Raw genomic sequence first — 24,755 nt, 5'->3', positions numbered from 1 at the left:
TAGAATAACAGGATGGCTGACACTTCTTTTGCCCTGCTGGTCATCACGAACCTGCCCGACAGCTACAGCGCCCATGCGCTGGCCGGCGCGCTGATCGAGGCGCGGCTCGCCGCCTGCGTGAGCATCCTCGCGCCCTGCCGCTCGATCTATCGCTGGCAGGGCAAGACGGAAAACGCCGAGGAAGTGCCGGTGCTGATCAAGACCACCGCAGCGCGTTACATGGCGCTCGAAGCCGCGATCCGCGCGCGGCATCCGTATGAACTTCCAGAGATCGTCGCTGTCCCAATCGAGCGCGGCCTGCCGGAGTATCTCGCCTGGGTCGCCTCTGAAACCACGGAACCCACGACATGCTGATCCGCCTGCTTGCGCTTCTCTGGCTAATCATGACCGGCCTGGCCCATGCCGCCGAGCCCCTCGACCCCGAAGCCGCCTACAGATTCTCGGCCCGCGCGCTCGACGAGAAAACCATCGAAGCGCGCTGGGACATCGCGCCCGACTACTATCTCTACCGCCACAAGATTGCCTTCCATGCCGATGGTGCAACGCTCGGCGAGCCGGCCTTGCCGAAAGGCAAGGAGAAGGAGGATGACTTTTTCGGCAAGGTCGAGACCTATCGCGGCACGCTGACGATCCTCATCCCCGTCGTCGAGGGCAGCGGCACGATCACTTTGCACGCCGACTCACAAGGCTGCTGGGACGAGGGTATCTGCTACCCGCCGATGACCCAGGAGGCGAAAATCACCCTGGCGGCGATGAGCGGCGTAGCACCTGCCGTTGCTGCCGCGGGTGCCGTCTCGACCGCGCCGACTTTCGATGCTTCCGCCGACGAATCCGGCCGCATCGCCGGGCTGTTGAAGAACGCCGGCTTCTGGGTCGCCATCATCAGCTTCTTCGGCTTTGGCCTCCTGCTGGCGCTCACGCCCTGCGTCTTTCCGATGATCCCGATCCTTTCCGGCATCATCGTCAATCACGGCCATGCCGTCACCCATGCGCGCGCCTTCGTGCTCTCGGCTGCCTACGTGCTCGGCATGGCGGTGACCTACGCGGCGGTTGGCGTCGCTGCCGGTTTCTCCGGCACGCTGCTCTCGAATGCGCTGCAGAACGCCTGGGTGCTGTCCGCGTTCGCGCTGGTCTTCGTCGCATTGGCGCTGTCGATGTTCGGCTTCTATGAACTGCAGCTACCCGCCGCGTTGCAATCGAAACTGTCGGACGAGGCCAACCGTCAGGGCGGCTCGCTGCCGGCCATCGCGCTGATGGGCGCGCTCTCGGCACTGGTCGTCGGCCCCTGTGTCGCAGCACCCTTGGCCGGCGCGCTGCTCTACATCGCGCAGACGAAGGATGCGGTGCTCGGCGGCGCGGCGTTGTTCGCGATGGCGCTCGGCATGGGCACACCGCTCATCGCCGTCGGCGTGTTTTCTCGCTCGTTGCTGCCCAAACCCGGCGGCTGGATGGAAGGCGTGCGCAGATTCTTCGGCGTCGTGCTGTTGGCCACCGCGCTGTGGCTCGTCTCGCCGGTGTTGCCCGCCTGGGCGGTGATGCTCGGCTGGGCGCTGCTCGCGATCGTGCCGGCGATCTATCTTTCTGCGCTCGATCCGTTGCCGCCCCATGCCGGCGGCTGGCACCGGTTCTGGAAAGGCATCGGTGTCACGATGCTGCTCTATGGCGCGGCGTCGTTGCTCGGCCTGCTGGGCGGCAGCCGTGACCCCCTGCAGCCACTCGGCTTCCTGCGGGTCTCCGCCCAGGCCACGGCTGCCGTCTCGCCAGCGCCGACTTTCGAGGTCGTGAAAAGCCTCGCCGAGCTCAACGCGCGTGTGGCCGCCGCGACCAAACCCGTGCTGCTCGACTTCTACGCCGACTGGTGCGTCTCCTGCAAGGAGATGGAGAAATTCACCTTCGCCGATCCGCGGGTCGCCGCGAAGATGAGGGAATTCGTGCTGCTCAAGGCCGACGTCACCGCCAACGATGAAGACGACCAAGCGCTATTGAAACGCTTCGGACTGTTCGGTCCGCCGGGCACGATTTTCTTCAGGAACGGCAAGGAAATCAGCAATCTCCGCGTCGTCGGCTACCAACCGGCCGAAGCATTTCTGCAAACGCTCGACCAGGCCCTGCGCCACTGAAAAAGGGGAACCCCATGTTCACCGGCATCGTCGCCGCCACCGGCAAGATCACTCACATCGAACCCCTCGAAACGGGCTTGCGCCTGACCATCGAAGCCCCCGCCCTGAACCTCAAGGATGTCGCAGTCGGCGATTCGATCGCCCATTCGGGTGTCTGCCTGACCGTGATTGCCAAGAAGAAAAATGGCTATCAGGTCGATGTCTCGCAGGAGACGCTGTCCTGCACCGTCGGCCTCGATACGCTCGGCGGCGAGGTCAATCTGGAAAAAGCGCTGCGGCTCAATGACTTCATCGGCGGCCATCTCGTCTCCGGCCATGTCGATGGTGTTGGCGAGGTGACGCGATTCGAGCCGGTCGGCGAATCGCATCTGCTCGAAATCAAGGCGCCGAAGGGGCTGGCGAAGTACATCGCCAGGAAGGGCTCGATCGCCGTCGATGGCGTGTCGCTCACCACCAACCGGGTCAAGGGGCGCATATTCTCGATCAACTTGATCCCGCACACCGTCGCGGTGACGACATTGAAGCGCCTCCATCCCGGCGCGAAGGTGAATCTCGAAGTCGATCTGATCGCGCGCTACGTCGAGCGCATGCTCAAGACTTGAGAGCCGGCGGATACTTCTGCGCAATCATCTCGCCGATCAGGCGGATCACCTCGCGGCTGCCGGCCTCGGCCTCACGCATGCGCTCGACGATGCCCGCCAGCACCGCCGGGTCGTGCATCCAGTCCTGGCGCGCGGCTGCGACCGCGCCTTGCACGCCCGCATGCACCTGACGGTGCGGCGCTTCCAGCGCCGCATAGGCCGGCAGCTGGGCAAAGGCCTGCTTGCCATGTCCTTCCTCGTACCACTTGCCGAGCCGGCAGTTGTGGTGATCGACGGCAACCGCCTGCGCCTCTTCGCCCTCGCCGCACCTCTCGACGGCCACGTAGCCGCGCTGCATGTAGATCACGTGATCGAGCTTGACCAGCGACGAAAAAGCCAGATCCTTCGCGCGATTGAGGGCCTCGATGGTCTGCTGGGCGGAAGTCGCGACCGCTTCGAACTGGCTGGCGAAACCGCCCACCCGGCCGCCGATCGTCTGCACCTGCTCGCCGAGCGCGTTGGTCTGGGTGACCATCGCCTCGACGCGTTCCGAGAGCGTGGCGATGATCTTGCCGATCTCCTGGGTCGCCACACGCGTGCGCTCCGCGAGCTTCCTCACCTCATCGGCGACGACCGCGAAACCACGGCCGGCCTCCCCGGCGCGCGCCGCCTCGATCGCCGCATTCAGCGCCAACAGATTGGTCTGTTCGGCGATCTCGGAGATGAGCCGCACGGTCTGCTGGATCGTTCCGGTCGCCTCGCCCAACGCCTGCGCGGTCTGGCCGGTTTCGGTCATCTGCGCGCGCATCGCCGCGAATCCCGAAGTCATCTCGCGCACCGCGCTGCGGCTCTCATCGGCGTTGCGTTCGTTGTTCTGGGCCTGCGCGACGACTCCCTCCATCGCCTTGCCGACTTCGACCAGATCGGCCTGATTGCCGATCAGGTTTTTGAGCAGGCTGCCGCTGTTGAGATGGTGCAGCTCGCTCATCAGCCGGTTGCGGTTGGAAAATTCGGCTGCCGCCTTCATCGCCGCCAGCGCCTGGTTGATGCCCTCCATCGAGTCGGCCAACATCCCGGGCATGCCCGCCTTGAAGGCCTGGCGTTCGAAATCGCCTTGGGCGGCCCGCGCAAAGCAGATCGTCACGTCCTTGAAAAAGGCCTCGACGATGTCGAGGAAATCGTTGAACTGCCAGGCCACCTTGCCAAATTCGCCCAAGCCCTTGGTGCCGGTGATGCGCACCGACGTGTTGCCGCGTTTGGCCGCTTCGAGCGCATCCGAGATCCGCGCGAGCGTATCGAGCGGCCCAGTCGTCCAGTGGAAAACGCCAAAGGCCATCAGCGCCGTGATCGCCGGCAACGCCAGCAAGGGCAGGAAGGCCTGCAGCCAGTAGAGCCACAGCGCCAGCAGCGAGTCGACGATGACGATGAGAGTCAAGCCGTAGAAAATGCGATGCCGGACGAAGGGAACGCCCCGGCTTGCCTCGCTGGTCGGGTTGTATATGGCCATGGTGCGCTCTCCCTCAGGCATGATGGAACAGATCGAGCACCAGCCGCTCGTAACTCACTTTCTTCGCGGCTAGCTGGGCGGTCAGCCAGGCAAGCGAGGCTTCACAGGCCTGCGCCGGCCCCGCTTCGCGCTCGATGCGCAACATCTCGGCATAGATCGGCGCCATCACCTCGATCGCCTTCCTCGGCGCCTGGCGGCGCACCGAGTAGTAGCCGATCATCTGTCCGTCCAGGTAGTCGGCCGTGACATTGGCGAATACCCAGTAGAAATCGCCGCGTGAGGTCATGTTCTTGACGAAGCCGAACCATTCGCGGCCGTTCTGGATCGTGTCCCATAGATGTTTGAAGGCGCCGCGCGGCATGTCCGGATGGCGCACGATGTTGTGCTGCACGCCGAGCAGCTGGTCTTCCGCATAATCGGCGACACGCATGAACACGCGATTGGCGTAGGTGATGCGGCCTTTCAGATCGGTCTTGCTGACGATGAATTCGTCCGGGGCGAAACTCACCTCACGCTGGGTGGGAACGATTTGCGGCTTCACGGCGACTCCTCCCAAGCAATAGATGCACGAAATCCTACACCCAGCCGCGCCTGCGAAAAAACCGATAAAGCAGGGATTTCACCTTTTGGGCTTCCGTCGCGCAGTTATCCAGAAAGCCATAGCAGACGGTCGACTGTCAGCGGATGCCGCCAAAATTGGCGGTCATCGATCCAACTCTCAGGGCTTCTTCTGTATAACCAAATACTTATATTCAGAATTTCATGCTTCTAGCCTTGGCATGATTTTTGAACTACCTGATGATGAAGGAAAAGCAAACTACAACTTCCGTCAAGCATTCTCGCCGATCAGAAGGAGAAACCGATGAAACAAATGCTGCTGCAGGAAAAATACCCCATCTTCGTCCTCGAACTCGGCAAGACCGAGACGAGTTGCCGCTCGGTCGATGACATTGCCGCGAAGCTGAAAGAGAAGATCGCCGCCGACAGCCGCGTGGCCTGGATCGCCGAGTTCGACCACTATGCCCATACGCGAAAGCTCGGCGGCGAGATCGCGCCCGAGATCAAGGCCGCCAAGAATCTGGTGTTCTGTTTCGGCCTCGCGCTGCCCAACCCGAACGTGCTGGCGGTGCGGCCACGATCGATCGGCATCGTCGATTGCGGTGACAAGTTCATCGTCAACTTCATGGAAGCGCCGATGAAACTGGCCAACGAGGCGATGGAAGCCTGGGCCAAGGCGCTCAAGGACCTCGGCTGAAGATGGACCACTTTCGCCAGCTGCGCGACGAGCCCACCGGGGCTTATTCCTATCTCATCGGCTGCGGTGAGACGGGACGCGCGCTGGTGATCGATCCGGTGGTCAACCAGACACCGCTGTATCTCAGCCTACTCGGCGAGCTGGGGTTGCGGCTGGAATGGGTGCTGGAAACGCATCTGCACGCCGATCACATCAGCGCGGCGGATTCGCTGCGCGCCTGGACCGGGGCGCAGGTGGCCGTCGGCGCCCATACCGGCATCGCCGATGCGGATCGCCTGCTTCACGACGGCGACCACCTACGCTGCGGCTCGATCGAGCTCGAAGTCTTGGCCACGCCGGGTCACACACCCGGCTGCATCAGCTTCCACTGGTGCGGCCGGCTGTTTACCGGCGACTGCCTGCTGATCGGCAGCTGCGGCCGCACCGACGAACCGGGCAGCGACGCCGCCACCCTGTATGACAGCGTCGTCCGGCGGCTGTTCGCCTTCCCGGACGAGACCCTGGTCTATCCCGCGCATTGCATCAACGGCCGGCGCGTTTCCAGCATCGGCGAGGAGCGCGAAAGCAATCCACTGTTCCTGAACGTCAGCCGTGACGGCTTTGCCAGCACGCCGATCGTCAATGGCCTGCCGGACATCTTGCCCATCGCGCTGGAAGCGAACCGTCATTGCGGACGGTTGATCCGAGCCTGAATACCCTACAGGTGCCGTCCCACCAGCGCCGACTTTGGCGCAGCATAGCTATCGACCCGATAGTGACAATTCAATTGTTATGAGGAAGGCCCGGCCGTAGTCTCTCATCGTGGAGAGTGACTCTCATCCACCTGACCACGAAAGGAGAGAAACATGAACACCCAAGGCAAATGCCCGTTCGCACATGGCGGCGCAACCACGGCGGACAAGCAGCACGACTGGTGGCCCAAAGCCCTCAACCTCGACATCCTGCACCAGCACGATACGAAGACCAACCCGCTGGGCAAGGATTTCGTCTATCGCGAGGAGCTGAAGAAGCTCGACGTCGAAGCGCTCAAAAACGACCTCAAGGCGCTGATGACGCAAAGTCAGGATTGGTGGCCCGCCGACTGGGGTCACTACGGTGGCCTGATGATCCGCATGGCCTGGCACGCGGCGGGCACCTACCGCATCGCCGACGGCCGCGGCGGCGCCGGCACTGGCAACCAGCGTTTCGCGCCCCTGAACTCCTGGCCCGACAACGCCAACCTCGACAAGGCGCGGCGCCTGCTGTGGCCGATCAAGAAGAAATACGGCAACCAGGTCAGCTGGGCCGACCTGATCGTGCTTGCCGGCACGATGGCTTACGAATCGATGGGCTTCAAGACCTTCGGTTTCAGCTTCGGTCGCGAGGACATCTGGCATCCGGAGAAGGACATCTATTGGGGCGCGGAGCGCGAGTGGCTGGCGCCCAGCGACGAGCGCTACGGCAACGTCGACCAGCCCGACACGCTGGAAAACCCGCTCGCCGCCGTGCAAATGGGCCTGATCTATGTGAACCCGGAAGGTGTCAATGGCAAGCCCGACCCCTTGAAGACTGCCGAGATGGTGCGTATCACCTTCGCGCGCATGGCGATGAACGACGAGGAAACCGTCGCCCTCACCGCTGGGGGTCACACGGTCGGCAAGACGCACGGCAACGGCTCTGCCGCCAATCTCGGTCCGGCACCCGAAGGCGCTGAGATCGAGGAACAGGGACTGGGCTGGATGAACCACAAGACCCGCGGCATCGGTCGTGACACGGTGACCAGCGGCCTCGAAGGCGCCTGGACGAGCCAGCCGATGAAGTGGAACACCGGCAAGGGGGGCTATTTCGACATGTTGCTCAACCACGACTGGTGGCTGAAGAAGTCGCCGGCGGGTGCCTGGCAGTGGGTACCGGTCAACATCGCGGAAGAGGACATGCCCGTCGATGTCGAGGACCCGTCGATTCGCGTGCTGCCAATGATGACCGACGCCGACATGGCGATGAAGTTCGACCCGATCTATCGCCAGATCGCCGAGCGCTTTTATCGTGAGCCAGCCTATTTCGAAGAGGTCTTCGCGCGTGCCTGGTTCAAGCTCACCCACCGCGACATGGGGCCGAAGTCGCGTTACTTCGGCCCGGATGTGCCGCAGGAAGATCTCATCTGGCAAGACCCGGTGCCAACGGACCGTAGCGACTACGACATCGCCGCCGTCAAGGCGAAGATCGCCGCAAGCAATCTTTCGATCCAGGAAATGATCGCCACCGCCTGGGATTCGGCGCGCACTTTTCGTGGCTCCGACAAGCGCGGTGGGGCCAACGGCGCGCGTATCCGTTTAGCACCCCAGAAGGATTGGGAAGGCAACGAGCCGGCTCGCCTGGCGAAAGTGTTGGCGGCCTATGAAAAGATCGCCGCCGAAACGAGCGCTTCCATCGCCGATGTGATCGTGCTTGGCGGCAACGTCGCTATCGAGCAGGCAGCCAAGGCGGCCGGCTTCGAGGTCACGGTGCCGTTTGCGCCAGGTCGGGGCGATGCGACGCAGGAGATGACCGACGTCGCATCTTTCTCGGTGCTCGAACCGGTGGCCGACGGCTTTCGCAACTGGCTCAAGAAAGACTACGCGGTCACTCCGGAAGAACTACTGCTCGACCGAGCTTCATTGCTACGGCTCACCGCGCCCGAGATGACGGTGCTGATCGGCGGACTGCGCGTGCTCGGCGCCAATCACGGTAGCACGCCGCATGGCGTATTCACCGACCGGGTCGGCGCGCTCACCAACGACTTTTTCGTGAATCTCACCGACATGGCCTACACGTGGAAGCCGGTCGGCAGCAATCTTTACGAAATCCGCGAACGGAAGAGCGGCAAGCTCAGATGGACGGCCACGCGCGTCGATCTGGTGTTCGGCTCAAACTCGATCCTGCGCGCCTACGCCGAGGTCTATGCGCAGGATGACGCGAAGAAGAAGTTCGTCGACGACTTCATCGCCGCCTGGGTCAAGGTGATGAACGCCGACCGCTTCGATCTGCATTGACCCGTAATAAGGCGCCGGCGGGGCATTTGGGTATCATTCCATGCCGTCCCGCCAGCGCCGACTTTTGTCTCATGAACGCTACCGCCAAGACCTTCCTCGTCATCGCCGCCTTCCTGGCGCTCTCCTCGATCATCCTCGGCACCATCGCCGCGCACGCACCGAGCGAGCAGCTCATCGCCGCCAAGCAATGGTTCGACACGGCAATGCAGTATCACCAATTCCATGCGCTCGCCTTGCTGGCCATCGGCCTCATCGCCGCCCACTGGCCCTCGCGCTGGTTCGCCTTGGCCGGCACGCTGCTGATCGTCGCCACCGTGCTGTTCTCCGGCACGCTCTATCTGCGCAGCATGGCCGGCATCCAGGCAGTCCATTGGCTCACGCCTTACGGCGGCTGGTGCTATCTCGCCGGCTGGATCGCGCTGATCATTGGCATCGTCACTTCTTCGCGGCGGGCTTGATCGCGCCGCTCATCTCATCGATTTCGCCCCAGTCGCCGGTCTCGAACCAGTTTTCGCCGAGCAGCTCGGCCGGATGCGGCGTGCGCTCGGAGCCGTTGCCGCAGGCGAGATCCTCGACCGGGCAATACTTGTCGCAACCCCAGCAGATGCGCTCGGGATGTTTCGGGTGCAGGGGAAATTTCTTCGCCATCGTCAATCCCGCTGCGGCGGCCACACACCCTTGTCGGCAACCTTCGCGCCCTCGAAGACGAGCCAGCTTTGCTTGCCGTAATGCGGCAGCGCGCGCTGCAACGCCAGCAGGGCGTCGTCATCCCGCGCCGCGATGACGACATAGGGGCGCTGCTTCGCATCCCGCCCGGCCCAGACCTGCGCCGAGCCGCGCGGCGGGAAGGGACGGGCCGGCAACCCGTGATGCGTAAGCCAGCCATCGATGTCCGCGGCAGGCCCGACGACCAGGAACGGACCCTGCGTCGTCGGCGTCGTGCCGACCGAGAGCGATTGCGCATCGAGGACGCGTTGCGCCAGTGCCAGCGCCGGTTCGCGCAGAGCCGGATCGGTGATGACGACGCCGGCCTTGGGCGCGACGAACACCTCGCGCAGGATCGGCGGGAACACCCTGGGATCGACGCGCCGCCAGATGCGGAAATCCGGATCGCGGCCGGCGAACGGCGGTGCGCCGGCCGTCTCCACCCAAGTATGGAAGAAATCCCGCAAGGGCTGTCCCGAGGTCTCACTGAACGCGGCTTCGAGATCGCGCCAACCCGCGGTTTTGAACTGATGGCGCTGCCAAAAGAGGCGCAGCCCGCGCTCGAAGGCCTCGCGCCCGATCCGGTCGCGCAGCATCAGGAACACCATCGCCGCCTTGGCGTAGCCGATGATCGAGGCGATGCCGTGATGACGCGCGGCGAAATCCTTGAGCGCGAAATCCTCCTCCGGCGGCACGGCGGCATAGTCGCGCAGCCAGCCGATGCGCATCTCGCGCGCTGCGGCTTCACCCTCGTCTTCCTTGAAGGCGTAATCAGCCAGGAAGGTGGTCAGCCCCTCCGACCAGTTGCCGCTTTGCCAGTCGGGATAGACGCCGTTGCCCCACCAGTTGTGCAGCACTTCATGACCGAGCGAGGTGGCGCGGATGAAGGGCAGCTTGATCACCTCGCGACCGAGATAGGTGAGCGTCGGCATGCCATAGCCGGTCGGCAGGGGGCTCGAGACGATGCTGAACATGCCGAACGGATAGGGGCCGATCTGCCTGCTGTAACGCTCGAGGTAGCGCGCCGAGTCGTCGAGGTAGCCCGGCGCGAAATCCGTGAGCTCCGGGTGGAACCAGGTGCGGATGAGCACCGTGCGGTCTGCGAGCTTGAGCGTGCGCTCGCTGACCCGATAGGGCCCGGCCATCAGCTCGAGCGCGTCGGCCGGATGCGCAAACTCGAACACGGCGCGATAGCCGGCGGCCGTGTCGCTTTCCTCGACGAGCGTGCCGGGCACCAGACCTTTCTGCCCGGCGGGCAGATGGAGCGTGACGCGATGAGAAAAGAGCGTGCCCGGATCGGGATACCAGCCGGAAGACGCTGGCAGGAAGCTGCCTTCCGGCCCGCTGTAACCCTCGCGCAGGGTCAGCACCTGGCGGTGATCGAGTGCCGGCATCGGCGCAAGCATACCCCGATAGCGGAGTTCGACCTTGCGCGTGCCATCCCAAAGCCGCCGGCTTTCGACCGGTCGACCGTCGAGCTTGAGTTCGGTGATTTCGAAACCCTGGCCAAGATGCATGCCGGTCAGGCCCTGCGGATCGGTCAGCGTCGCCTGGGCGTTGAACGCACGCGCGGCCGGATCGAGCCACACCTCGAGTTCGAGATGCGGCAAGGCCCAGGCGAAAAGAGGGAGGGCGAGCAGCACGAAGATCACTGTCCAGGCCACGAGGCGATTTGTGAGAGCTTGTGAAAAATACTGCTGCGCGGCCCGCTGGCTGCGTTGCGCGGTGCTCGCTCCCTCGCCTAACTCATTGTTATGTCTCGGTCGCTGCGCTCCGTGCGCCTTGCCATCAGCCCGCTCGCAACGAATTTTTTCACAAGCTCTGAGCGGAAGTCGGGCGGCCGTTGGCGAAGGACACGGAAAAGCTGCCCAATCCTTACGGCGCCCCCGACCGCGAACCATGATGAGCCAAGTGGCCTGGACGCCGACCATCTCAGGAGCCAAGCGGAAAGCGCGCGACGACTTCCATTTCCTCGTCGCCGCGGCGGATCTTCAGCGGCAGCCAGGTGCCGGGGGTCTGGCGCTGCACCAGGGTGCGCAGGGTGAGGAAGTTTTTCGCCGGCCGGCCGGCGATCGAGACGATCAAATCGCCGCGCTTCAATCCCGCCGCCTCGGCGACGCTGCCCGTCATCACTTCGGTGATGCGCAGCACCTCGCCGGCTTGCTCGGTCGCCACCCCGAGGCGGGGCGCATTCTCTTTCGGCGCCTCGACCAGATAGAGCGCATCGGCAAAGTCCTTACCCAGCGCCACACAGGCATTGTCGCGGTGCCAGGTCAGCAGGATGCTGCTCTTCGTCACCCCCAGCGCCTTGAGCTGATGGACGACGCCATGACCGTTCTTCACGTGCCCGGCACCGATGATGCCGACCACCAGCGCATCGGGATGCTTGACCAGATACTCGGCCATGCCTTGCGCCATCGCGCGGTCCCAGACCGTCTGGCCCTCGACGAAGCGCGGAAATGCTTGTTCGCCGCGCGCCTTCGCTGGATGATGATCGAATACGCGGCGCAGCGCCTGGCGGTAGCTTGCCGTCGCCGGCGCGGGTTTGCCGATGCCCTCCTTCTGCGCTTCCGGGACATTGTCCCAGCCCTGCTTGCCGACGGCGTCGATCAGGTTGCGCTCGACATTCACCGCCAGCATCGGGATGCGGTTCATGCGCGCGAAGTGGAACAGCGGAGAATAGTCGCGCGGATCGAAACCCCAGACCTTCTCCCACTCGACCTTGCGCAGGAACTCGTCTTCGGCGAGTCGCCCGGCCACCCACTCGTCGAGCACCGGCTGCAGCCGGCGCGGGAACATCTCGAAGCCGATCGCCAGGTTGGGCTGGCGACCGTAGAGCTGCGCGAGCGTATAAAGCTGCCAGCGATGATCCTCGGCGCTGTCGTGCGCCTCACCGAGCAGCACTACCTGCTGCTGCGCCAGGCGTTCGAGCAGGACGGGCGCAGCGATCGGCTGCGCGGCCGACTCGCCCGGCACGCGCCACTCGCCCGCCGCCCCACAGGGCTCAGGTTTCTCACCGCGGGCGCAGGCGGAAAGACTCGCCGCGCTCGCGGCCAGCGCCAGCAGGATGGCGGAAAAACGAACCTTCGCGCGCATGATGGTCTAAATTGGACTGAAAGAGGCAAATACAAGCATGACAGGTATTTTGCCCGTTCGGTTTCCTATCATGTGAGACATGCACCATGCTCAAACCATTTCTGTTCTTGGGGTTACTCATCATGACGACATTTGCCAATGCCGAAACCATCGTGTTGGGAATGGGCTGCTTCTGGGGCGCCGAAAAGCGCATGAGCGAGCTTTCCGGCGTCATCGACGTCGAGAGCGGCTACGCCAACGGCGAGATCGAGGGCCGTTATGAAGCGATCCTCGCCCACGAACGCGCGCTGCGTTTCGGCATGACGAAAAAGCGCAACCACGCCGAGGTGGTCAAGGTCACCTTCGATCCGGCGAAGATCAGTCTCGAGACCGTGCTCGCCCACTTTTGGGAAAATCACGATCCGACGCAAGGCGATCGCCAGGGCAACGACATCGGCAGCAACTATCGCAGCGCGATCTACACGACGAACGATGCGCAGCTCGAAGTCGCTCAACGTAGCCGCGACGTTTATCAGGCCGCGCTCACGAAAGCCGGTTTCGGCCCGATCACCACCGAGATCGCGCCGCTGACGAACTACTTTCGCGCCGAGGAATATCACCAGGACTATCTGAAGAAGAACCCTCACGGCTACTGCGGGCTGGGCGGCACGGGCGTGAGCTTTCCCACTGCACGCGCACCGGCCCAAGCGACTGCAGCCCACGAGCCGCTCGACCCGAAGACTTTACACTTCGAGCGTCAATTGATCGTCTTCGAGGCCGAGGACTGCCCGTATTGCAAGCGATTCAAGGCCGAGGTGCTCGACCAGTGGAAGTCTGACGTGCCCGTCGCGCGCAGCTTGAGCGCAAAGCCGCCTGCCGGCTGGACGCTGGAAAAAACGCTGTTTGCGACACCGACCATCGTGCTGTTCGAAAACGGCAAGGAGGTCTCGCGTTACACCGGCTGGAACGGCGACAAGGTGCGCTTCTGGAAGTGGCTCGGCTTTCATCTCTTGACGCCCGAACAGCAGAAAATCGCCTTCGAGCAGGGCACCGAACGCCCCGGCACCGGCTCGCATCTCGACGAAAAACGCCCCGGCACCTTCGTCGATCCGATCACCGGCGCGCCGCTGTTCAGAAGCGACGCGAAGTTCAATAGCGGCACCGGCTGGCCGAGCTTCTTTCAGCCTCTTCCCGGCGCGCTCACCGAACACGTCGATCTTTCGCATGGCATGCGGCGTATCGAAGTCAGAAGCGCCAGCTCCGGCATTCATCTCGGCCACGTCTTCGACGACGGCCCACCGCCGACCGGCAAGCGTTACTGCATCAACGGCAACGTGCTGAAGTTCGTGCCGGATTGAACCCAGATCGTCCATTAGGGCGCGAGGCGATTCCGAGGCGAGGGCGAGGCGATTTGCGTCCGCGTGACGAGTCAATAGCCGTGACTATTGGCGAGGAGCGCGGGCGCGAAGGGCCCGCCCGCAGACCGGAAACGCCCGCGCAGTCCAGGATGGCAAGGCTTGCTCACGCTCATCCGGTGACAGGACGGTCTAATGGACAATCTGGGTTGAAGCGCAACAGCCCGGAGTCGGCGCTGGCGGAACGGCATACGCGCGGCCAAAATGGCAGCCAGGTGCTAAAGTTTCGCCCTTTGATTCCTGCGGTCTTTCCCTGTGCGCCTGTTCCGTCTCGTCAAAATCGCCCGCGTCGGCCTCAAGTGCGGCCTCGACCGGCTGATCCTCGAGCATGACCCGAGTGGTCGGCTGGCCTGGCCGCTCAAGCTGCTGAATGGTCTGTATTTCTGGCGCGACCGCAACCGGCTGGCCGCGCCGCGCGGCGTGCGACTGCGCGAGGCGCTCGAGACACTCGGGCCGATCTTCGTCAAGTTCGGCCAGGTGCTCTCCACGCGCCGCGACTTGTTGCCCGACGACCTTGCCGACGAGCTGGCGAAACTGCAGGATCAGGTACCGCCATTTCCCTCTGACGAGGCGATCGCGGTGATCGAGCTAAGCTTCAAACGGCCCTTGCACGAGATTTTTGCGACCTTCGAACGCGAGCCGGTCGCTTCGGCCTCGGTCGCGCAGGTGCATTTCGCGACGCTGTACGATGGCACCGAGGTCGCCGTCAAGGTGCTGCGTCCCGGCATCGCGCCGGTGATCGCCCACGATATCGCGCTGCTCGACAGCTTCGCTCTTCTCCTCGAGCGCTTTTGGTCCGACGGCAAACGCTTGAAACCACGCGAGGTGGTGCGCGAATTCGCCAAGCATCTCGAAGACGAGCTGGACCTGATGCGCGAGGCCGCCAACTGCTCGCAGCTCAGACGCAACTTCGCCGATGCGCAACTGCTGCTCGTCCCGGAGGTGTATTGGGATTACTGCACGCACGAAGTGATGACGATGGAGCGCATGCACGGCATCCCGATCGGCCAGATCGACCGGCTGCGCGAAGCTGGCATCGATCTGAAAGCACTCTCCCGCGCCGGCGTCGAGATTTTCTTCACCCAGGTGTTCCGCGATGGTTTCTTTCATGCCGACATGCACCCGGGTAACATTCTCGTCTCGGCCGCTCCAGCGAGCTTCAATCGCTATATCGCGCTCGATTTCGGCATCGTCGGCACGCTCACCGAGACCGACAAGAACTATCTCGCCATCAATTTCCTTGCCTTCTTCCGCCGCGACTACAAGCGGGTAGCCGAGGCCCACATCGAATCCGGCTGGGCGCCGAGCAAGACCCGCGTCGATGAGCTGGAAGCCGCGGTGCGTGCCGTCTGCGAGCCGATCTTCGACCGGCCATTGAAGGAGATTTCCTTCGGCAAGGTGCTGCTGCGCCTGTTTCAGACCTCGCGGCGCTTCAACGTCGAAATCCAGCCGCAGCTCGTGTTGCTGCAAAAGACCCTGCTCAACATCGAGGGTCTGGGCCGCCAGCTCGACCCCGACCTCGACCTGTGGCAGACGGCCAAGCCTTTTTTGGAGCGCTGGATGCGCGAGCAGGTCGGCTGGCGCGGCTTCATCAATCACATCAGGAAGGAAGGCCCGCAGTGGGCCACGATGCTGCCCGCATTGCCGCGCCTGGCGCATCAGGCGCTCAGCCAGGCCACCGAGCGCAATGCCGAAGCCGCCGCAGAACTTGCGCGCCTGCGCGAAGAGGCGGCGAACAGCCGCCGCCTTGCCGCATTGGCCATGCTCGTTGCGCTGGCCGCTTTGCTGCTTGCCACCCTCCAGATTGTTTAACCTCTTCTTCGGAGACCGTCCATGCTGCTCGGCTTCGTCATCCTCTATCTGATCGCCTCGATCGGCATTGGCATCTATGCCGCCACCAAGGTGCACAACGCCAAGGATTACATCGCCGCCGGACGTTCGCTACCGTTCTACATCGTCACGGCGATGGTGTTCGCCACCTGGTTCGGCGCCGAAACCGTGCTGGGCATCCCGGCGACCTTCCTCAAGGAGGACCTCGCCGGACTGATCTCCGATCCGTTCGGCGCCTCGCTGTGCCTGGTGCTGTTCGGCCTGTTCTTCGCCCGCAAGCTGTATCGGAGGAACCTGCTCACCATCGGCGATTTCTACCGGCAACGTTATGATCGCACCGTCGAGGTCGTCACCGGCATCGCCATCGCGCTCTCCTACCTGGGCTGGGTGTCCGCACAGGTCACCGCGCTCGGGCTGGTCTTCAACGTGCTCTCCGATGGCGTCATCACGCAACAGCAAGGCATTTTGATCGGTGCGGCGGTGGTGCTGCTCTATACGCTCTACGGCGGCATGTGGTCGGTGGCGCTGACCACCTTCTTCCAGATGATCGTCATCGTCATCGGCCTCATCTACATCGCCTGGCTGCTCGCCGGCATGACCGGCGGTGTTGCGCCCGTCATCGCGCATGCCGCAGACAACGCGAAGTTCCATTTCTGGCCGGAGATGAATGCGGTCGCACTGATCGCCTTCATCTCCGGCCTGCTGACGATGGGCTTTGGCTCGATCCCGCAGCAGGACGTCTTCCAGCGCGCCAACTCGTCGAAAAACGAGACCGTCGCCGTCTGGGGCACGGTCGCCGGCGGACTGGCCTACTTCCTGTTCGCCGCCGTCCCGCTGTTCATGGCCTATTCGGCGAACCTGATCGACCCGGATCTCGCGGCCAAGTGGCTCGCCGCTGACAGCCAGAAACTGTTGCCGGAGCTCATCAAGGGCCACTTGCCGCTATTCGCCCAGGTGATCTTCTACGGCGCCCTCTTGGCGGTGATCATGTCCACCGCCTCGGGCACGCTGCTCGCGCCATCGGTGACGATTTCGGAAAACGTCATCAAGGACTTCATCACTCGTCGCCGTCATTTGCCCGACCACCAGCTGCTGGTCATCACGCGCTGGGTCGTCGCGGTATTCACCGTGTTGGTCACCGCCTATGCGCTGTGGGCGCTCGAAAAGGACACCGGCATCCACAAGATGGTCGAAAACGCCTACAAGGTGACCTTGGTGCTGGCCTTCGTGCCACTGACCGCCGGCCTCTATTGGCCGCGCGCTTCGACACGCGGGGCCTACTGGGCGATCGCGCTGGGACTCATCACCTGGATTCCGCTCGAGCTTTTCCTGCCCGAGGGCGACATCCCGCCGCAGTTCGCGGGCTTCCTGATGGCCTGCATCGGCATGTTGCTCGGCTCCTGGCTGACGCCCCATCGAAGCCGGCATGCCGCCGTGCTGGAATGATCGTGCGGCAAGTCAACGTCGCAACACCTATGACGTATTCTCGAGGCCGTCCCACCCACCCAGTGAAAAGGGGAATGATCATGAAGAAACTGATTTCCGCCGCAGCCCTCATCCTCGCCAGCCAATTCACCCTGTCACCCGCAGCGTTCGCCGGAACGCAGCAGCAAGAGCGCATGAAGACCTGCAACGCCGAGGCCAAGGCGAAAAATCTGGCCGGCGACGCACGCAAGGCATTCATGAAAGACTGCTTGTCCGGCAAGCAGCAAGAAGCCAAGAGCGCACGCACCGCTCAGCAAGAGAAAATGAAAACCTGCAACGCCGAAGCGAAAACGAAGGGGCTCAAGGGCGATGCCCGCAAGGCGTTCATGAAGGAATGTCTGTCGAAGCAAGCTTGACGGCGGCCGGCGACGCAAGCGCTTCGTCGGCATCGAAAGCGATGTCGCCATCGGGCTCATACCGCCCGGTGGCTTTCAATCCGGCGAAGTCGTAGAGCTTCGCATCCATCAGGTGCGAAGGGACGATGTCGGCAAGCGCTCTGAACATCGTCTCGATGCGGCCGGGATGTCGCCTGTCCCAATCGCGCAACATCTCGTTGATCTGCGCGCGCTGGAGATTCTGGCTCCCGCACAGGTTGCAGGGGATGATCGGAAACTGGCGAATCCTCGCCCACTCGGCCAGATCCTTCTCCGGACAATAAGCGAGCGGGCGGATCACGATGTGCCGGCCATCGTCGGTGACCAGTTTCGGCGGCATCGCCTTCAGCTTGCCGCCGAAGAACAGGTTCAGGAACAGCGTGGCGAGGATGTCGTCGCGATGATGTCCCAGCGCGATCTTGGTCGCGCCCAACTCGGTCGCCACCCGGTAGAGCACGCCGCGGCGCAGCCGCGAGCATAACGAACAGGTGGTCTTGCCCTCCGGCACCACGCGCCTGACGATCGAATAGGTATCCTCCTCGACGATCCGATACGGCACGCCGAGTTTCTCCAGATAGGCCGGCAGCACCTCGGCGGGAAAGCCCGGCTGCTTCTGGTCGAGATTGACGGCGATCACCTCGAAGCGGATCGGCGCACGCTCTTTCAGCGTCAAGAGGATGTCGAGCAGGGAATGCGAATCCTTGCCGCCGGAGAGCGCCACCATCACCCGGTCGCCATCCTCGATCATGTTGTAGTCGGCGATCGCCTTGCCGACCATCCGATAGAGGAACTTGGCGAGCTTGTTGGCTTCGAACTCGGCCTTGTGTGCCTGCTTGTGGGTCGTCATGGCGTTACAGATGCGCGGTGCGGCCGCCATCGACATTGATCACTTGCCCGGTGATGTATGGCGCATCGAAGATCAGGAATTTCACCGTGCGCGCGATATCGCGCGGCGAGCCGATGCGTTTGAGGAGCGTATGCTCGATGATCATTGTCTGTTCCTCGGGCGGAAAATCCGTCGCGTTTTCCGGCCATTCGATCGCGCCCGGCGCGACCGCATTCACGCGCACGCGCGGCCCCAGCTCGAGCGCCAGCGCGCGGGTGAGGCCGAGCAGCCCCGCCTTCGCGGTGCAATAGAGTGGATAGCCTTTCAGCGGCCGCTCGGCATGGATGTCGGTGATATTGACGATCGAACCGTGAGCCTCGGCCAGATATGGCGCGGCCGCCTGCGACAGGAACAGCGGGCCCTTCAGATTGCTGCCGACCAGATCGTCCCAGGCGGCCTCGTCGATGCTGCCGATCGGCGTCTTGAAGAAGCTCGAGGCATTATTCACCAGCGCATCGAGACGGCCGAAATGGGCCACCGTCGCCTTCACCAGCCGCGCCGCGCCGGCACTGTCGCGCAGATCGTGCCGGTCTGCCCGCGCCGAGTTCTCGCGCCGCGCATTCAAATCGGCTGCGAGCCGCTCGGCATGTTCAGCCGAGGCGCGATAGTGCAGCACCACATTTGCGCCCGCCTCATGCAAGGTGCGCGCGATCTCGGCGCCGACGCGCCTGGCTGCGCCGGTAATCAGGACGACGGGGTGGGGCTTGCTCATCCGAGCAGTATACCCAGGCCGTGCGCCGCTGCCGCTAGCCCAAAGGCGGCGGTCACCGCCATCGACGAACCATAGCCAGCGCAGGAAAGCCCATGCACACCAGCCTCGTCGGTGTCGCATGCCTGCGGCCGGCGGATCGGCTCGTCCGAAAACACGCAGGGTACGCCGAACTTCTTCTTTGCCTCACGGGGAAAGCCGTAGTCGCGGCGCAGCCTCGCGCGCAGCTTGGAAGCCAGCGCATCCTGCGTGGTGCGGGAAAGATCCTCGATGCGAATCCGCGTCGGATCGACTCGCCCGCCCGCACCGCCGGTCGTCACCACGGCAATTCCAAGCCTTCGGCAGTGTGCGACCAGTGCCGCCTTGGGTCTCACCTGGTCGATGCAGTCGAGCACGAGATCACAAGGCGGGATCAGTGCCGCGACATTCTCTTCCGTCACGAATTCTTCGATGCACGTGACAGCGCACGCCGGATCGATCGCCGCGATGCGCGCGGCCATCGCCTGCACTTTCGCTTCACCGAGGGTTACTTCCAACGCATGCACCTGGCGGTTGAGATTGCTTACGGCCACATGATCGAGATCGATCAGCGTCAGCCGCCCTATCCCTGAGCGCGCCAGGGCTTCCGCCGCCCAGGAGCCGACCCCACCGATGCCGATCACGCAGACGTGCGCTGCCGCCAGCCGATTGATGCTGCCCTCGCCGTAGAGGCGTTCGATGCCGCCGAAGCGGCGCGCGCGATCGTTTGCGTCCATGTGCTGCATTGTAGGATGGCGCATGCCCGCATTACCGACTCCTTCCGCCGATGCGGCGGTCACGGTGCCGCCGCCGGCCCTTGTATGGCCGGGGGGGAGCAGCGCGGTGGGAAAGTCGCTGGTCATTCCATCCCCGGTGTTCCGGGCCGACGGTGCAGCACCCTGCAACCATTAGAATGGCGGCCCGATGCGTCCAGAACTGCCCACTCCTTCCGCCGATGCCCAAGCCGCCAGTCGGCAGCTTTGCGCACGCATCGCTGCGCGTATCGAGGCGGCGGGCGGTTGGATTCCCTTCGCGGAATTCATGGACATGGCGCTTTACCAGCCGGCGCTGGGCTATTACGCCGGCGGGGCGCACAAGTTCGGTGCGGGCGGTGATTTCGTCACTGCGCCGGAGCTTTCGCCGCTGTTTGGCCAAGCGCTGGCGCGGCAGGTGGGAGAGATTCTCCGTGCCGTCCCACAGCCGCCGACTTTGCTCGAGGTCGGCGCCGGCAGCGGCCGGCTCGCGGCCGATTTGCTGCTCGCGCTCGAGGCCTTGGATGCGCTGCCAGCACGCTACGAGATTCTCGAGCTTTCCGGCGAGTTGCGCGCGCGCCAGCAGGCCGCCATCGAAGCCGAAGCGCCGCATCTGGCCGCGCGCGTGGTCTGGCGGGATGAGCTGCCGGAAAAATTCACCGGCTGCGTGATCGCCAACGAATTACTCGATGCGCTGCCAGTGCATGCGGTGGCCTGGCGTGACACCGGATTGATGGAACGGGGCGTGACGATGCGCGGCGAGGGCTTCGGCTGGGCGGAGGAACGCCAGGCGCAGGGCATGCTCGCTCAAGCGATGGCGGCCTTGCCGGTCGAGGCGCCCTATCAGGGTGAAATCGGGCTGGCGGCACGCGCCTGGGTGGCGGAATGGGGGCCACGGCTGGAATGCGGCGCACTGCTTTTGCTCGATTACGGCCTGCCGCAGCGCGAGCTGTATCACCCGCTACGCAACCAGGGCACGCTGCGCTGCCATTACCAGCAACATCTGCATGAAGACCCATTCTGGTGGCCGGGTCTGTCGGACATCACCGCGCACGTCGATTTCACCGCCATCGCCGAGGCGGGTTTCGAGGCCGGACTCGAGGTGCTCGGCTACACGAACCAGGCGACGTTCCTGATCAACTGCGGGATCGGCGAGCTGCTCGCGCAACGCCAGTCGAGCGGCAGCACCCGCGCCTACTCAGCGAGCGGCGCGGTGCAGATGCTGCTCTCGCCATACGAGATGGGCGAGCTCGTCAAGGTCATCGCCCTCGGAAAAGGGATCGAGACGCCGCTCATGGGTTTCGCGCATGGCGACCGTCGCCATGCGCTGTGAAGCTCGGCGCTGGCAGGACGGCACGCCGAGGCTACTCCTGATTGCGGTAGAGATTGCGCAGAAATTCTTCGGGCTCGATACCCTTGGCGGGCGCCTTGCCGCCCGCAGCAAGCGTCTCGAGCCGCGCTTCCGGCTGCGGCAGCCAGCCGGCATTGAGCACTTCATCGACGTATGCGCCGAATTCCTCGATCTCGGCTTCCACGCAACCCGCTTTTTTTCCTGTTGCCATGTCCATCACGATCACCATTGTTGCGTCCCCCCGTCCATTCGAAGCGACATGACAAACATAACGACGTTGCTGGAAAAAAGTTGAACCACCTCGCGATTCGTTCCGCAAGCCGACGTTACGTGTTGCATCTGTGCCACGGTGCGACCTTCAAGAGCAGTGCCATGCCCGGCAGGGCAAGCAAAGCGCACAGCAGGAAAAACGGCGTCCAGCCGAACGTTTCGACCAGCCAGCCGGTGCTGGCATTGATGAAGGTGCGCGGCACGGCCGCAAGGCTGGTAAACAGTGCGAACTGCGTGGCCGTGTAGGCCGGATGGGTGGCGCGGGCGATGAAGGCGACGAAGGCCGCCGTGCCCAAGCCCACGCCGAGCGCCTCGAAGCCGATCACGGCCGCCAGACGTGCCAAGGCCGCCGCGTCGATGCTGCTTTGCGGGCCCAGCGCGGCCAGCCAGGCAAAGCCAAAGATCGAGACGACCTGCACGACGCCGAACAGCCACAGCGCGCGGTTGATGCCCAGATTCACCATCCACAAGCCGCCCAGCAGCCCACCGAGCACCGCCGGCCATAAGCCCGCATGCTTGGCAATCAGGCCGATGTCCGATTTCGCATAGCCGAGATCGAGATAAAAAGGGGTGGCCAGCGCGGTGGCCATTGAATCGCCGAGCTTGTAGAAGAAAATGAAGGCGAGGATCAACAGGGCGTCTTTGGCGCCGGCGCGCGTGATGAACTCGCGAAACGGCTCGACGACCGCCTCGCGCAAGGTATGCGGGGCGCCACGGGCCATGGCCGGCTCTTCGACCAGCAAGGCCATGATCATCCCTGGCAGCATGAAAAGGGCCGTGATCGAGAACACCGTCTCCCAGGGGAAATGATCGGCGAGAATCAGCGAGAGCGAACCCGGCACGAGCCCGGCGATCCGATAGGCATTGACATGCACCGCATTGCCCAACCCCAGCTCGTTTTCGGCCAAAAGCTCGCGCCGATAGGCATCGAGCGCGACATCGGCAGTGGCGGAAACGAAGGCGAGCAAAGCGGTGAGCCAGACGATCGCAGTGAGCGCCCCGGCCGGGGAGAAACGGCCGAGCAGCGCGATGATCAAGAGCAGCAACGTTTGCGTGAGGAAGATCCAACCGCGCCGCCGGCCCAGCGGCAAGACGAAGCGGTCCAAAAGCGGCGCCCAGAGGAATTTCCAGGTATAGGGAAACTGAATCAGCGCGAACAGACCAATCGTCTTGAGGCTGACGCCCTCGCTGCGCAACCAGGCCGGGAGCAGATTGAGTAGCAGATACAGCGGCATGCCCGAAGCGAAGCCCGTGAACACACAAATCAGCATGCGGCGTGAAAGGAGGGTGGCAAGCCAGGTGGGCATGGGTGATGATGCTAGCAGTCGCGCTCGGCGGTCGATCCTAAATGACGGATCGAGAACCGCGGTCTGTTCCCTTGTTCCAGCTAGGTCGATGGCAGTCGCCCCCGCCGGCCAGCGACGGCAACCCGACCAGAAACGCAGCCCGCGCAGGCTCAGCGGGACATACCCGACTGCGACCGGCCTGGACAAGGGGTTATAATCCCTCTTGCCGCGCGCCTGTAGCTCAGTTGGATAGAGTACAGCCCTCCGAAGGCTGGGGTCGGACGTTCGAATCGTCTCAGGCGCGCCAATTCCCTCTCCACCAATGACTTCTCCAAGGATTGGCAAAACGCGGAACGAAGAGAAAAGAGGGGCGGGTCAGGATTATGCGCCTGATCCGGCACGGAAAAACGCGACCTGTCCCCCATTCCTTTTCGAAAGTCGTGTGTGTCGAGTTGTGCAAATATTCTGTTCAGGGACACTACCGTCCGGTTAAATCGTGAATAGATTCAGTTGGTTGCGCGGCACACCCTGTGGAAGAATGCACTCGCTGGCTGGAAAGGCTTGCTGCAAGGGCATCTTCTCGAACAGGGTGACCGACAAAATCTGTAGCAAAGTGTAGAGCGAGGCGTCCAGTTGCAGTTTCTTCTTGATGATGGCAACGAGCACATAGACCGACACGGCGATCCAGATTTGCGTCTTGACCGCATTCTCCGATGTTCCGAAAAACCGTTTGATCCGCAAATGCTGCTTGATCCACTTGAAGAACAACTCGACTTGCCAGCGATTCTTGTAGAGCGCGCAGATCGTCGTGGCCGGCAAGGTCATCTGGTTGGTAAGGAAGATGAGCGTCTTGCCTGTCTCCGGATCGTTGAAGCGCACCCGGCGCAGCTGGGCGGGATACTCCTGCCGGGTGTAGAAACCATCGAGCGCAATGCGCTGATCGCAGATGACGCCCGTGGTTCGGTCGGTTGGCACCGAATAGACACGATGCCAGCGCATGTTCGACTTGGCGCGTGTGACGAAGAACGCCCCGGCCAGGTGCAGCGCATGCAAGCGGGCGAAATCGACGTAGCCCCGATCCATGGTGTAGATGGCCCCGGGTTCCAGTTCGAGCAGATCGAGGGCATGCACGTCGTGCAGTTTGCCGTCGGAGACATGGATAAAGCTGGGAATGCTGCCCTTCAGGTCGAGCAGCGTATGCATCTTCACCGCCGCCTTGGTGGTGCGAAAGTGCGCCCACGGAAACACCGACAGGCACAGGTCGATGGTGGTCGAGTCCAGCGCATAGACGGTGTTCGACAGATCGAGTCCCAAGTCCTCGCTCATATACAGTTTGCGGGCTTGCATGATCAAGCGACTGGCAAAAGCTTCCCAGATGCGCCAATCTCGCGACTCGTTGGCGTCGGCCAATGTCGATCTGGCCACCGGAGCGCGAAACCCCATGTGGTAGAGCTTCGCCGATTGGGCCAGCAGGCAGGCCTCGATGTCCCGCAGGCTCTCCCGGTAGGTCAGTTGCGCAAAGGCCATGGCCCGGAATTGCTCGGCACAGGTCAGCGCCCGCACCCCCTTGTCGCCGCCGTGTCGTGCCACGATCCGATGGAATGTCTTCCACGGCAGAAAGTCCATGATCTGGGCGAACAGCGTCTTGCCGGTGTTCATGGCAGTCTCCGGGCCAAAGCTCGGAATTCTGCGGGAACCCCGTTTCCGATTTCAAATCGGAGACACCCCTCGTCGCTCGGAAACCTGCATCAGTCATGGCTTACAGCGGTTCACCCTCTCATTTAACCGGACAGCAGTGGTTCAGGGAATTGGTTGAATCTGTTTGCGCAGTTGGCGGTACGAAGGGCGTAGCCCGTAGGGGCGCCAACTGCGCGGTCGCTTCAGGCGGCCAGTCTCAATGCCCCCTTTTTCTGCTCCGTCAGGAGCATCATGTTCAGGTAATGGTTGTCCTCCAGCCAGGCCTTTGATGGCGACGAGATCGACAAGTGACTCGAAACCTTGGACGACGCTGCCGAGCAGCTGGTGCTAGCCCGGATATTTCATAGGGAAGGTATCGGCACAGCGTGTAAGCCCGCAAAAAACGACGTGCGAAGAAGGTTCTTGAGGGGAGCTGTGCCGATGCCAA

At 63.2% G+C, this 24,755-nt stretch carries 24 protein-coding genes, 1 tRNA gene and 1 pseudogene; 14 read left to right on the top strand and 12 right to left on the bottom strand.

Annotation, left to right across the window (positions count from 1 at the left end; translation table 11 throughout):
• Nucleotides 1-12: 12 nt before the first annotated feature.
• The 3 genes from cutA to EL335_RS00300 are packed head-to-tail and all read left to right on the top strand — an operon-like array spanning nucleotide 13 to nucleotide 2,722.
• Nucleotides 13-354, top strand: coding sequence for a divalent-cation tolerance protein CutA (cutA, locus tag EL335_RS00310; RefSeq protein WP_126443703.1), 342 nt, complete (start codon nucleotides 13-15; stop codon nucleotides 352-354).
• Entirely contained in the window at nucleotides 348-2,120 is a 1,773-nt protein-coding gene (gene dsbD / locus EL335_RS00305) for a protein-disulfide reductase DsbD (protein ID WP_126443702.1), read from the top strand. Before cutA ends, dsbD begins: the two co-directional genes overlap by 7 nt.
• A gap of 14 nt (nucleotides 2,121-2,134) precedes the next feature.
• Complete coding sequence (locus EL335_RS00300) at nucleotides 2,135-2,722, top strand: riboflavin synthase (protein WP_126443701.1); 588 nt, start codon at nucleotides 2,135-2,137, stop codon at nucleotides 2,720-2,722.
• Here EL335_RS00300 and EL335_RS14555 read toward each other — a convergent pair.
• The 3 genes and pseudogenes from EL335_RS14555 to EL335_RS00290 form a co-directional block, all read right to left on the bottom strand.
• Nucleotides 2,712-3,059 (bottom strand): CZB domain-containing protein, encoded by a 348-nt coding sequence (locus EL335_RS14555; RefSeq protein WP_431306276.1) that lies wholly within the window; start codon nucleotides 3,057-3,059, stop codon nucleotides 2,712-2,714. The two genes, EL335_RS00300 and EL335_RS14555, sit on opposite strands and share 11 nt — an antisense overlap.
• A gap of 129 nt (nucleotides 3,060-3,188) precedes the next feature.
• Nucleotides 3,189-3,497: pseudogene (locus tag EL335_RS14550) on the bottom strand (methyl-accepting chemotaxis protein); the annotation flags it as partial.
• Nucleotides 3,498-4,221: 724 nt separating this feature from the next.
• Nucleotides 4,222-4,749 carry a PAS domain-containing protein gene (locus EL335_RS00290; RefSeq protein ID WP_126443699.1) on the bottom strand — a complete coding sequence of 176 codons (528 nt, stop codon included), beginning with the start codon at nucleotides 4,747-4,749 and terminating at the stop codon, nucleotides 4,222-4,224.
• Nucleotides 4,750-4,771: 22 nt separating this feature from the next.
• Between EL335_RS00290 and EL335_RS00285 the strand changes: the two genes are divergently transcribed.
• From EL335_RS00285 to EL335_RS00265, 5 genes are all read left to right on the top strand, one after another.
• Nucleotides 4,772-5,074, top strand: a complete 303-nt coding sequence (locus EL335_RS00285; protein WP_126443698.1) for a hypothetical protein — start codon at nucleotides 4,772-4,774, stop codon at nucleotides 5,072-5,074.
• Nucleotides 5,071-5,463: a DUF6858 family protein gene (locus EL335_RS00280; protein WP_126443697.1), complete on the top strand. Its 393-nt coding sequence runs from the start codon at nucleotides 5,071-5,073 to the stop codon at nucleotides 5,461-5,463. Before EL335_RS00285 ends, EL335_RS00280 begins: the two co-directional genes overlap by 4 nt.
• Nucleotides 5,464-5,465: 2 nt before the next feature.
• Nucleotides 5,466-6,155: an MBL fold metallo-hydrolase gene (locus EL335_RS00275; protein ID WP_126443696.1), complete on the top strand. Its 690-nt coding sequence runs from the start codon at nucleotides 5,466-5,468 to the stop codon at nucleotides 6,153-6,155.
• Nucleotides 6,156-6,308: 153 nt separating this feature from the next.
• Nucleotides 6,309-8,474, top strand: a complete 2,166-nt coding sequence (gene katG / locus EL335_RS00270; RefSeq protein WP_126443695.1) for a catalase/peroxidase HPI — start codon at nucleotides 6,309-6,311, stop codon at nucleotides 8,472-8,474.
• Between the two features lie 71 nt (nucleotides 8,475-8,545).
• Nucleotides 8,546-8,932: a DUF423 domain-containing protein gene (locus EL335_RS00265; RefSeq protein WP_126443694.1), complete on the top strand. Its 387-nt coding sequence runs from the start codon at nucleotides 8,546-8,548 to the stop codon at nucleotides 8,930-8,932.
• On the opposite strand, the gene EL335_RS00260 is transcribed toward EL335_RS00265, so the two are convergent.
• The 3 genes from EL335_RS00260 to EL335_RS00250 form a co-directional block, all read right to left on the bottom strand.
• Nucleotides 8,910-9,122, bottom strand: a complete 213-nt coding sequence (locus EL335_RS00260) for a DUF3079 domain-containing protein (protein ID WP_126443693.1) — start codon at nucleotides 9,120-9,122, stop codon at nucleotides 8,910-8,912. The two genes, EL335_RS00265 and EL335_RS00260, sit on opposite strands and share 23 nt — an antisense overlap.
• Before the next feature lie 2 nt (nucleotides 9,123-9,124).
• Nucleotides 9,125-10,843 (bottom strand): M1 family metallopeptidase, encoded by a 1,719-nt coding sequence (locus EL335_RS00255; RefSeq protein ID WP_126443692.1) that lies wholly within the window; start codon nucleotides 10,841-10,843, stop codon nucleotides 9,125-9,127.
• 268 nt (nucleotides 10,844-11,111) lie between these two features.
• Complete coding sequence (locus EL335_RS00250) at nucleotides 11,112-12,275, bottom strand: ChaN family lipoprotein (RefSeq protein WP_126443691.1); 1,164 nt, start codon at nucleotides 12,273-12,275, stop codon at nucleotides 11,112-11,114.
• A gap of 86 nt (nucleotides 12,276-12,361) precedes the next feature.
• On the opposite strand from EL335_RS00250, the gene msrA reads away from it, so the two are divergent.
• The 4 genes from msrA to EL335_RS00230 all read left to right on the top strand — a co-directional run bounded on the left by msrA (nucleotide 12,362) and on the right by EL335_RS00230 (nucleotide 17,340).
• Nucleotides 12,362-13,612: a peptide-methionine (S)-S-oxide reductase MsrA gene (msrA, locus tag EL335_RS00245; RefSeq protein ID WP_284155379.1), complete on the top strand. Its 1,251-nt coding sequence runs from the start codon at nucleotides 12,362-12,364 to the stop codon at nucleotides 13,610-13,612.
• A gap of 312 nt (nucleotides 13,613-13,924) precedes the next feature.
• Nucleotides 13,925-15,481 carry a ubiquinone biosynthesis regulatory protein kinase UbiB gene (gene ubiB / locus EL335_RS00240; protein ID WP_126443690.1) on the top strand — a complete coding sequence of 519 codons (1,557 nt, stop codon included), beginning with the start codon at nucleotides 13,925-13,927 and terminating at the stop codon, nucleotides 15,479-15,481.
• Between the two features lie 21 nt (nucleotides 15,482-15,502).
• Nucleotides 15,503-16,945, top strand: coding sequence for a high affinity choline transporter 1 (locus EL335_RS00235; protein ID WP_126443689.1), 1,443 nt, complete (start codon nucleotides 15,503-15,505; stop codon nucleotides 16,943-16,945).
• On the top strand, nucleotides 16,942-17,340 hold the full coding sequence (locus EL335_RS00230; protein WP_348541419.1) for a PsiF family protein: 399 nt from the start codon (nucleotides 16,942-16,944) through the stop codon (nucleotides 17,338-17,340). Before EL335_RS00235 ends, EL335_RS00230 begins: the two co-directional genes overlap by 4 nt.
• Here EL335_RS00230 and ttcA read toward each other — a convergent pair.
• Genes ttcA through EL335_RS00215 form a run of 3 tightly spaced genes read right to left on the bottom strand, consistent with a single transcriptional unit; the run spans nucleotide 17,309 to nucleotide 19,708 of the window.
• Nucleotides 17,309-18,205, bottom strand: a complete 897-nt coding sequence (gene ttcA, locus EL335_RS00225) for a tRNA 2-thiocytidine(32) synthetase TtcA (protein WP_284155378.1) — start codon at nucleotides 18,203-18,205, stop codon at nucleotides 17,309-17,311. The two genes, EL335_RS00230 and ttcA, sit on opposite strands and share 32 nt — an antisense overlap.
• A 4-nt stretch (nucleotides 18,206-18,209) precedes the next feature.
• Complete coding sequence (locus EL335_RS00220; RefSeq protein ID WP_126443687.1) at nucleotides 18,210-18,956, bottom strand: pteridine reductase; 747 nt, start codon at nucleotides 18,954-18,956, stop codon at nucleotides 18,210-18,212.
• Complete coding sequence (locus EL335_RS00215; RefSeq protein WP_126443686.1) at nucleotides 18,953-19,708, bottom strand: tRNA threonylcarbamoyladenosine dehydratase; 756 nt, start codon at nucleotides 19,706-19,708, stop codon at nucleotides 18,953-18,955. Before EL335_RS00215 ends, EL335_RS00220 begins: the two co-directional genes overlap by 4 nt.
• A 187-nt stretch (nucleotides 19,709-19,895) precedes the next feature.
• Between EL335_RS00215 and EL335_RS00210 the strand changes: the two genes are divergently transcribed.
• The gene (locus tag EL335_RS00210) at nucleotides 19,896-21,056 is read left to right on the top strand and encodes a class I SAM-dependent methyltransferase (RefSeq protein ID WP_126443685.1); all 1,161 of its coding nucleotides are present in this window, start codon (nucleotides 19,896-19,898) and stop codon (nucleotides 21,054-21,056) included.
• Between the two features lie 31 nt (nucleotides 21,057-21,087).
• On the opposite strand, the gene EL335_RS00205 is transcribed toward EL335_RS00210, so the two are convergent.
• Both EL335_RS00205 and EL335_RS00200 read right to left on the bottom strand, forming a co-directional pair.
• The gene (locus tag EL335_RS00205) at nucleotides 21,088-21,285 is read right to left on the bottom strand and encodes a hypothetical protein (RefSeq protein ID WP_126443684.1); all 198 of its coding nucleotides are present in this window, start codon (nucleotides 21,283-21,285) and stop codon (nucleotides 21,088-21,090) included.
• A 115-nt stretch (nucleotides 21,286-21,400) separates the two neighbouring features.
• Nucleotides 21,401-22,651, bottom strand: a complete 1,251-nt coding sequence (locus tag EL335_RS00200; RefSeq protein ID WP_126443683.1) for an AmpG family muropeptide MFS transporter — start codon at nucleotides 22,649-22,651, stop codon at nucleotides 21,401-21,403.
• Between the two features lie 209 nt (nucleotides 22,652-22,860).
• Between EL335_RS00200 and EL335_RS00195 the strand changes: the two genes are divergently transcribed.
• Nucleotides 22,861-22,937 (top strand) — tRNA-Arg (locus tag EL335_RS00195).
• Between the two features lie 182 nt (nucleotides 22,938-23,119).
• Here EL335_RS00195 and EL335_RS00190 read toward each other — a convergent pair.
• The gene (locus EL335_RS00190; RefSeq protein ID WP_126443682.1) at nucleotides 23,120-24,289 is read right to left on the bottom strand and encodes an IS4 family transposase; all 1,170 of its coding nucleotides are present in this window, start codon (nucleotides 24,287-24,289) and stop codon (nucleotides 23,120-23,122) included.
• Between the last annotated feature and the right edge of the window lie 466 nt (nucleotides 24,290-24,755).

This window comes from Sulfuricystis multivorans (assembly GCF_003966565.1).
Lineage (GTDB): Bacteria > Pseudomonadota > Gammaproteobacteria > Burkholderiales > Rhodocyclaceae > Sulfuricystis > Sulfuricystis multivorans.
The sequence above is the reverse complement of the archived record's forward strand: the minus strand, read 5'-3'. Positions and strand labels throughout refer to the sequence as shown.